The sequence below is a fragment of the Massilia sp. MP_M2 genome, from assembly GCF_039123635.1.
In the GTDB taxonomy this organism is placed as follows: domain Bacteria; phylum Pseudomonadota; class Gammaproteobacteria; order Burkholderiales; family Burkholderiaceae_D; genus Telluria.
Genome location: NZ_JBCHJF010000021.1, coordinates 1 through 6,015, shown reverse-complemented (window position 1 = coordinate 6,015; position 6,015 = coordinate 1). Strand labels below are relative to the sequence as shown.

Here is a 6,015-nt window from a genome sequence, read left to right as displayed (position 1 = left end):
GCGCACTTAGGAGTTGGCTGCGCCAACTCGTGCGGTCGCTACGCGACAAAGGAAGAAACGATACCCCATGGCAATCTACCACCTCAGCGTAAAAGCGATATCGCGGTCAGCCGGTCGAAGTTCGACCGCCGCCGCCGCCTATCGCGCTGGGTGTGAGATTACTGACAAGCGTACCGGCGAGGTCCATGATTACACCCGTAAGGGTGGCATCGCCTCGACGGATATGGTGTTGCCAGATGGTGCGCCAGAATGGGCGACGGATCGGTCAGCGGTGTGGAACGCTGCCGAAGCTGCCGAGCGCCGCAAGGATGCGTGCGTGGCTCGTGAGTTCGAGGTGGCCTTGCCTGATGAGCTGTCGCCCGACGAGCGGCGACGGCTGGCGGTGGACTTCGCCAAGGAGATGGCGAATGCGGAAGGCTGCGCCGTGGATGTGTCGATTCACGCACCAGGTAAGGAGGGCGATAGCCGCAACCACCACGCCCATATCCTTCGCACCACCCGAAAGGTGGGGTCAGAGGGATTGACCGACAAGCTCGACACCGAGAAGGCAGGGCGCAACCGCGCCGCCGACCTCGATGCAGTCCGCACCAGGTGGGCCGTGCTGACAAATGAGCGCTTGCGAGAAAACGGCATCGACGTGCAGGTCGATCATCGCAGCCTGAAAGATCAGGGCATCGACCGGACACCGACAAGCCACTTGGGTATTTTCGTCACCAGCATGGAGCGGCGTGGCGTCAGAACCGAAGTGGGGAAGCGCATTGAGGAAGAGGTGGCCGCCCGGTTGCTTGAGGCCCGTGCCCAGGGCATCCAGGAACGCGAGCTGGCCCAAGTCAATCGAAGCATCATCGACCTATCGGGCGACTTAGCCGCAGTCAAGCGGGAATGCAACGCCGTGGAGGTGCTCAGCAAGGGGGCCGCTGACTTCCACGCGAAATTCATGGCCGACCGAGCAGCGAAGGCCGAAGCGGAGCGCCGCGCCGAGCTGGTACGCCAGGCTGTGGAATTCGCCCAGGGCGAAGCCAGGCGCAAGGTCGAACTGGAAAAGGTTGCCCAAGAGCGGCAGCGGGACGCGCTGCCAAGACCAAAGAAGGATGGGCCAGATTTTAGCCGGTGAATTTAGCGCGCTAAAGACTGGTGAACGCTACGAGACAGTGACTTTACCAAATCTCGCACTACGACCTGCATTGCTTCAGGTAAATCCAAAATATCGTGAATCAAGACCAAGGCCGATCTTGGCAATTCACCTGGTAGGGACCCTGACTCATCTCTGCCGGTATAGCCGCTATCCTCGCCAAACCGAAGCCAGGCAGGGCTAACCTGTAACCAGGAAGCTAGTAAAACTATCTTCGATTGGGTTGGTATTGCCTCACCGATCAACCACTTCCGTGCAGCGTGAACAGTAACTTTGTTTTCCTCTCCGGAGCGATGGTTGAAATGGCGTGATAACTCGGTAGGGGTAACCGGGACCGCAGCCGATTCCAAAGAAGATTTTAGCCGCTCAGAAAAGGCAAGTCGGTGATCGACAGTTGTGGATTTTGATGTCATCAGAATGGAAAGTAATTTACGGATCAATTGAATTCAGTAGCCAAGCGGGATAACAAACCGGTTTTTGTTGTCTTCGCTAACCCATGCCCCTTGGAAGTCTGATTGTATCGGTGCACTACCCTGTTTGGGTGTGATCTGCACGCACAGTCGGTTGGCGGGGCCGCACGTGGAAAGCTTGATGCGCCCGCCGCGCTTGGCCAGATCCGCGATGTTGGCCTCCAGTTCGGCCTTCTCGAGGCGCAGCGCGGCTTTCTCCACGCGCAGGTCTGTGATTTGGCTCTGCGTAAAGTAGCCGATCGCGTAGTTGGTGAGCACCGCGGCCGCGCCAACCAGGATGAACACCAGGGCAAACTGCCAGGTGAGCCAGGCGCCGGCGGTGCGCACCTTGCCGGCGGCGACATCGAGGGCGCCAGTAGCCGCATCAAAGGCCGTTTGAGCCGTTTTGGGTGCTTGTGCAAGGGTTTCTGTCACTGCCTTAGCTGCGGCGTCCCCTGCGGCCTTCTGGATGCTCCTGGATGTGTTTTGTAGTGCCTCGATGGTTGCGCTTAGCTGTGCACGTTCTTTGGCAAGCTCGTTTAGTGCGTCAGTGGCCGCTTCCTGCTGCTTGAGCGCCATGCCGTACAGTGCTCCCAGGTCTTCGGCATCCATCACGTTTCCCCTTTGGCGTGACTCGGCAAGCCTTTGACAAACTCATCGAGGCCCATGCCACCGTCGACGAAGCGGCGCATGCGATCCTGCTCTGCTTCCGATATCGTGAAGCCAGATAGCCCCACATTGGCAAGGGCGAATTCGACAGCTGCTCGGCGGCGCTGAAGCTCTTGGGCATTTGGATCAGCCACAACCGTGTCCCTGGAATCAAGCCAGGCGTACGCCTCCTCTTCGGCATCGAAGTGGGCAAGCCGCAAAGCGTCAGTTTCATTGTCCGCGAATTCAGATGGCGGGAACACGCCGCCCCCGACCTCGACGTCATCTTCCAGGAGGCGCAGCCGCCAGCCGCCGCCCAGCTCGACCGGGCGTGGGAGAATTTCATAGGTGAATTGCATCAAAAATCCTCGTTATCGTCTTGTGTAGTGGTGGGGATACGCTGTTGGCCGTTAGCCTCCAGCTTCTCCCTGACGGCCTGATCGCTGGTCGTGCTGGTAGCTTTGGCCTTACGTTCCTTGTCCTTGATCTTGAACACAAAGTCCGTGATGGCGCGGCCCGTCTTCTTGGCTTTGTAGCTCACTGTGATGTCACTGTGCTTGTTGATCTGCTCGACTGATGGCTCGATGATGCGCTTAATGAAATCGGCGGTCAGTTTGTACTCGCCTGGCTCCAGCTGGAGCGCTTCACGCAGCCACACCAAGTTAAGCGTGCGTGTACCCACGTCCTTGTGCTGGGCCAGTAGCTCGTATATGCGTACGCCATGCGCGCTGGTCATGTGACCGACCTTCTCCAGCTGGTAAGACGTGAACTCAACCTCCAGGCGCGTGATGTACTTGATGACCTCTGGAGTAAACACGATCTGAATGTGTCCTGCGCCGTCGATGTACGCCTTCTCGCTAAGCCAGCGCGTCTCTCGCACCCGCGCCTTCTTCGTAGCCGGGTCGGTGTCGTGAATCGTGACACTGCGGCTGTAGAGGGCGTTCATGGCTTCCTTGAGCTGGCCGTAAACGCTCCCCTTCTCCACGCTAGGGAACTGCTTTAGGAAGCTGTCAGCAGTGATCGTGATCGGCAGATCAGGGAACAACCCCTTCTGTTCCTCACGGCACCGGCAGATCGCGTACAGGATGATGCGCTGCTCGTTCAAGCCCAGCCGGTAGCTGGCTTCGATCAAGCGATTCGACTTTACGACAAGCTCAGTTTTCTTCATCACGGCTCAAATGACATTATCAGGAAATGTCATTCTACAGACTTTAAATGACATGTCAATTAGAGTCATAGTTAACCGGAAAAATGTCATAGTTAACCGGAAAAATGTCATAGTTAGGTCTGCAACCTCATGAATTTAAAAGGGAATTCGGAGCGTAAAAGGACTTAAAAGCTACTCCCGACGCTTACGCGTGTAGGTCGCACTTCTCTAGGCCCCCTGAGGGGGCAGGAAAAGGCCCCCGCGTAACGCGACGGCCAGCAGCCGGATTCGCAGACCTTCGGCGGGATACGCCCTGCCCTACGGGCACACCTACCGGTGCGGGGGCTACCGCCTCACCCCGGCAAGCCGGGGCTTCGGGCACCTGCTCACCGTGATCGCCAGCCGAAACCCCGCGCCCTCTCGGGACGCGGCAGCTGACTCGATACCGGGTCGCAGATTTAGCTAACCCCAGCGTGTAGGTGTTGGGTAGTGCCGCGTCAGGCCGGAGGCACACAGAGTGGAGACGGGTAGGCGAGCGTGGCGCGCCAGGGTTGGGGTTGGTTTTCCGGGTTTTTGTTCCAACGGAACAGCCCGTAACTGGGCGTGCCGATGGCTTTATCATCGGTGCGCAAGCAAGCGGGGACGCCCGCGCGCTAAGGCATCTAGTTAGCTTTTGAGCTTGCTACGGACCCTCCGGCTAGACCGAAGTTGATGCGTGTCGTCGTTCAGTTTCGGGGATGGCGAAGCTGTTTCGTAGAGGTATGTCATTAAATTTTGGGTTTCAGAAATCCCTTGTGTTTCCAAAAGCTGACGCTAGTCTATCTAGCAATAACAGACACCTCTTCGACATGTCGAAGAATGCTAAAAGTAGCTTTGGTCCCTGATGTATCATGAAGAATCGTCAAGATTGCTTTGCACATCTGCGGTTTCATGCTTGAGGAGTGTTTTTATGTTGCATCACTTTTTGGCTAACAACCGTGACGAACTGGCGAAAAGGTGTCGTGACAAGGTAGGGAATCGTCCCGGTCGTTCAGCGACAGAAGTACAGCTCCAAGACGGTATTCCTTTACTTATCGATCAATTGATCAGAACCCTCCGAGTTGAACAAAGTTCCGAACCACTCAAAAGTGAGTTGATTTCTGGCCCAGCGGGTGGCGGCGTTGCGCTTTCAGAAGTGGGTGCTTCAGCTGCTCAACACGGGAAAGACTTGCTGGAACTAGGACTAACTGTGGATCAGGTTGTGCACGACTATGGTGATCTTTGTCAGTCAATCACGGATCTAGCTGTCGAGCGTGATGCTCCTTTTTCCGTTGATGAGTTCCGTACTTTAAATCGCTGCTTGGACAATGCCATTTCCGATGCTGTGACGGAATTTAGCTTTCAAAGAGATGGCCTTCAAGTAGCTAAAAATGCAGAGGAAAATAATCGACGGATGGGGTTTTTCGTCCACGAGCTTCGAAATCTGCTAGGAACGGCTTCACTCGCTTTTGCAGCAGCTGAAGCAGGCAATCTCAGCTTGACGGGTGCTACTGGTTCGATCCTCAAGCGTAGTCTCAGTAGCCTTGATAAGCTTATTACGGCCACAGTAGAAGACGTGCGTATGTTCGAACATGATGGTACGGCGTTGGACTCTTTCTCCCTTGCAGAATTCATCACAAAAATTTACGATGGCGCTACGTTATCTGCAAAAGCATACGGTTGCTCACTTCGTATTCTTCCGGTTGATATTGATCTGGCTGTCCGAGGTACGCAGGATTTGCTAATCGCCGCTGTAGCTAACTTGCTGCAAAACGCTTTCAAATTCACACAGCCAGGTTCAGAAGTGTTGTTAACGGCTTACGCGCAAGGTGATCGAATACTCATCGACGTAAAAGATCATTGCGGTGGTTTGAAGGTAGGGACTACTGAGACAATTTTCTTGCCTTTTTCCCAGGTTGGTACAGATCGCACAGGAATCGGATTAGGTCTTACCATCGCAAGAAAAACTGTCGAAGCCAACAAAGGCACCCTTACAGTCCACAATATTGAGGGCATTGGTTGTGTCTTTACGATTAATCTACCTCGCCACAGCATGCCGACTTGATAGGGTTGGACATTCCCTCATGATGCGACTTTCTCCTTCACGGGAAGGTCAAATAGAGCACGATCATCCGCCCGAGTAAGTTGCTGACCCATCATTTCGAGCATTTTGTCTTTAGGCCATTCTCCACGCTCGACCTTGGCAAGAATAGCGGCACCGACCAGAATTTTTCGGCGGGTGTCAGCTGCCCGTTTTTGCTTGCTCTCTGCGGCTTTTACACGTGCTTCGGCTCTCTGCTTAAGCGCCTTAGCCTGTTTGAGTTTTTCTTCTAAGTCTTTGACGCGCTGTTGTGCTTTCTCGATTGGCGTTAAGTTCTTGGTTTCTGGTTTTTCGGTGGCGGTTGTCATGCTGGCCTTCGGTGTGGGGTTGAGCTTGCATTCTATAGCAGCGGATTATGTCACGTAAAGCCAGCTATAATGGAGGTGGCGAATAACCCGGCGAAGAGCAAACGCGATAGAGCAAGGGCGCACTTAGGAGTTGGCTGCGCCAACTCGTGCGGTCGCTACGCGACAAAGGAAGAAACGATACCCCATGGCAATCTACCACCTCAGCGTAAAAG

At 55.1% G+C, this 6,015-nt stretch carries 6 protein-coding genes; 2 read left to right on the top strand and 4 right to left on the bottom strand.

Annotated features, from left to right (window positions below; translation table 11 throughout):
- Nucleotides 1-67: 67 nt before the first annotated feature.
- On the top strand, nucleotides 68-1,114 hold the full coding sequence (gene mobQ, locus RCH14_RS23920) for a MobQ family relaxase (RefSeq protein WP_343028601.1): 1,047 nt from the start codon (nucleotides 68-70) through the stop codon (nucleotides 1,112-1,114).
- Nucleotides 1,115-1,578: 464 nt separating this feature from the next.
- Here mobQ and RCH14_RS23915 read toward each other — a convergent pair whose 3' ends face one another.
- From RCH14_RS23915 to RCH14_RS23905, 3 genes are read right to left on the bottom strand one after another with little or no spacing between them, the layout of a single operon-like run.
- Nucleotides 1,579-2,193 carry a hypothetical protein gene (locus RCH14_RS23915; RefSeq protein WP_157407096.1) on the bottom strand — a complete coding sequence of 205 codons (615 nt, stop codon included), beginning with the start codon at nucleotides 2,191-2,193 and terminating at the stop codon, nucleotides 1,579-1,581.
- Nucleotides 2,193-2,588 (bottom strand): antitoxin VbhA family protein, encoded by a 396-nt coding sequence (locus RCH14_RS23910; protein ID WP_017879780.1) that lies wholly within the window; start codon nucleotides 2,586-2,588, stop codon nucleotides 2,193-2,195. The genes RCH14_RS23915 and RCH14_RS23910 overlap by 1 nt, the downstream gene beginning before the upstream one ends.
- Nucleotides 2,588-3,397 (bottom strand): RepB family plasmid replication initiator protein, encoded by an 810-nt coding sequence (locus RCH14_RS23905; RefSeq protein WP_017879781.1) that lies wholly within the window; start codon nucleotides 3,395-3,397, stop codon nucleotides 2,588-2,590. The genes RCH14_RS23910 and RCH14_RS23905 overlap by 1 nt, the downstream gene beginning before the upstream one ends.
- Nucleotides 3,398-4,325: 928 nt before the next feature.
- Here RCH14_RS23905 and RCH14_RS23900 point away from each other — a divergent pair.
- A complete protein-coding gene (locus RCH14_RS23900; RefSeq protein WP_343028600.1) occupies nucleotides 4,326-5,459 on the top strand; it encodes a HAMP domain-containing sensor histidine kinase in 1,134 nt (377 codons plus the stop codon).
- A 17-nt stretch (nucleotides 5,460-5,476) separates the two neighbouring features.
- Here RCH14_RS23900 and RCH14_RS23895 read toward each other — a convergent pair whose 3' ends face one another.
- A complete protein-coding gene (locus RCH14_RS23895) occupies nucleotides 5,477-5,803 on the bottom strand; it encodes a mobilization protein (protein WP_343028599.1) in 327 nt (108 codons plus the stop codon).
- Nucleotides 5,804-6,015: the final 212 nt, after the last annotated feature.

Bases quoted from the DNA above. Each gene is read 5' to 3' on its own strand.
- mobQ (WP_343028601.1), top strand. From the start codon at position 68: ATGGCAATCTACCACCTCAGCGTAAAAGCGATATCGCGGTCAGCCGGT.
- RCH14_RS23915 (WP_157407096.1), bottom strand. From the start codon at position 2,193: ATGGATGCCGAAGACCTGGGAGCACTGTACGGCATGGCGCTCAAGCAG.
- RCH14_RS23910 (WP_017879780.1), bottom strand. From the start codon at position 2,588: ATGCAATTCACCTATGAAATTCTCCCACGCCCGGTCGAGCTGGGCGGC.
- RCH14_RS23905 (WP_017879781.1), bottom strand. From the start codon at position 3,397: ATGAAGAAAACTGAGCTTGTCGTAAAGTCGAATCGCTTGATCGAAGCC.
- RCH14_RS23900 (WP_343028600.1), top strand. From the start codon at position 4,326: ATGTTGCATCACTTTTTGGCTAACAACCGTGACGAACTGGCGAAAAGG.
- RCH14_RS23895 (WP_343028599.1), bottom strand. From the start codon at position 5,803: ATGACAACCGCCACCGAAAAACCAGAAACCAAGAACTTAACGCCAATC.